At 38.4% G+C, this 1905-nt stretch carries 2 protein-coding genes and 1 pseudogene; 1 reads left to right on the forward strand and 2 read right to left on the reverse strand.

Going from position 1 to position 1905, the window contains the following annotated elements; translation table 11 throughout:
• Positions 1-507 precede the first annotated feature (507 nt).
• Together MD535_RS26390 and MD535_RS25430 are read right to left on the reverse strand one after the other, a co-directional pair.
• The gene (locus tag MD535_RS26390) at positions 508-771 is read right to left on the reverse strand and encodes a helix-turn-helix transcriptional regulator (RefSeq protein WP_390902978.1); all 264 of its coding nucleotides are present in this window, start codon (positions 769-771) and stop codon (positions 508-510) included.
• The gene (locus MD535_RS25430; RefSeq protein ID WP_265678069.1) at positions 768-896 is read right to left on the reverse strand and encodes a hypothetical protein; all 129 of its coding nucleotides are present in this window, start codon (positions 894-896) and stop codon (positions 768-770) included. Before MD535_RS25430 ends, MD535_RS26390 begins: the two co-directional genes overlap by 4 nt.
• Before the next feature lie 562 nt (positions 897-1458).
• Here MD535_RS25430 and MD535_RS25435 point away from each other — a divergent pair.
• Positions 1459-1905: pseudogene (locus MD535_RS25435) on the forward strand (hypothetical protein); the annotation flags it as partial.

Consider the following 1905-nt stretch of genomic DNA (forward strand, 5'->3'; position numbering starts at 1 on the left):
ATATCGGCGATACAGGCGCAGAGGCTTTAGATAAGCTAAAATGAAAGAATGACATGGTATGAACTAAGTATTGGCCTCGCACTCTTGCTTCTTGCTTTAATAGCAGGAAGTAAGAGTATTGCTTTGCCTGTTTTTTTTATTACATTTGTGGTGCTTGACTATTTTGGAATAATGTTTTTAATGTCATTATCAACTTCATTCAATGCAATGTTAGTTACTTACATCATTGAGAATAGAATGCGTAATAATGACGATAACCTTTACAAGATAATTATTAAAAACAAAAGATTATTCCCGTTCTCTGATAATGTTATCATAGCTGTATATAAAGCTCCATACTCATATATATACACGGATGGAGGGGGTGCTATTCGTTTGAGGTGTGCACTAAAAGAACTAACAAACGTTCAGCCGTACTGAAAAAAAATGAATCGCAATATAGCGATCTCTCCCAAAACTAAAGTAATTGGAAGAAATCGCTTTGCTTACAAAGATCAAGAGTTCACATCAGAAATGATAATCACTTGGAGTAATAACCCTAACAAGAAAAACAATTCTCAAATCAGAAGTTGACTCCAAGCTTAGCTTCGAACGAATGGTATTAACTTGATTAATAACTGTCTTTTTGGAGCACCCCAGCAAACAGGAAATTTTTTCACTTGTTAACCCTAGCGAAAAATAAAATAAGTATTGAAACTGTTTTGATGTTAACTCAGGAAATAAGGATCTAAGGTATTGATGCCTTTGTTCTGACAAAAAGACATTGTTCATACATCACCTCCACTGAGAAAGTGACGACGTTGGCGCATGGTTAGATGCTGAGAAGTGTCCACGAACTGAGCAAACAGTTCATGTGAGGCGTGACAAACACGCACGCGAAAGGTACTATTTTTCATAGCTCTTTCCTTAGTGAGATAAGGCTTGAGTTAGTTCGGTATCAGTGTTGACGCACTGGTATCGAACGCTTAATAATCAGATTAACACCATCAAAGGATCTGTCAATAGCGACGGGACGATCATTTTACCTTCATTTTTTTGCTTCTTTTCTATTGAAAAAAAGCAAATTCAAGGCGATAATAGAGGCAGGATGTTGATTGATTGCCACTACCTAGTTGGCAACTACCTAGTTTGACTAGGTAGTGATATTTCGTCATCATCTTAGAGTTTGTTAGGCGTGATAACCTAACGTTAAAAACTCCGAAATCCACCCCACAGTTTTCCAATGGACTGTGGGGTTTTTCGTTTCTAATCAAAAATATTGCATATCCTATCATCTTCTTTTATAGTTTCTAAATCGATTGGACTAATCAACCAATCTCAACATTGGAAATCAGAATATGACTTATCAAAGCAAATGTATCAATATGATACGTTCTAGACACAAACCCCGTTACTTAAGCCCTTCTAGACTCTTAGGATTGAGAGTTTCTAGTGCTTTGTGTGACAGGGATGTGTCAAATGTTCTCATCTGAAGATACTGGTCTAACCAAAGCTCAACAACGTAAAGCTTACGACAAGCAGTATCGAGCTTCCCGTAAGGCGCGTAAGCGCGAGCTGGTTGATATGCATCAAACGGTTCTTGATGCCGAACATGCTCGCAAGCCTGGTTCATCTGTCGAAATTGGCTTCAAAGCAAAGCGCATTAACCGTAGTGGAGAGTGTAAGAATCTTCCTTATGAGTATGCCTATATCCTTAAAGCTTGTGAAGAGTTCATTGATAACCCTAAACGTTTCCCGTCACTACAAACTAATGATGGCCAAGCGGTCAATAACATCCAGTGTCGTCGCTTGATTGCCAGAGTTATGGCCACAATGCTTCCTTATACGGATTTAATTGGTGGGCGTGTTGGTGAAGCCAACAAAGCTCACTTCGATACTATCAGTTATGATTTCCTCCAGGAAGAG

The organism is Vibrio qingdaonensis (assembly GCF_026191675.1).
Taxonomy (GTDB): Bacteria; Pseudomonadota; Gammaproteobacteria; order Enterobacterales; family Vibrionaceae; genus Vibrio; species Vibrio qingdaonensis.

Excerpts from the sequence above, each read along its gene's own strand:
- MD535_RS26390 (WP_390902978.1), bottom strand. The coding sequence starts at position 771 with ATGAACAATGTCTTTTTGTCAGAACAAAGGCATCAATACCTTAGATCC.
- MD535_RS25430 (WP_265678069.1), bottom strand. The coding sequence starts at position 896 with ATGAAAAATAGTACCTTTCGCGTGCGTGTTTGTCACGCCTCACATGAA.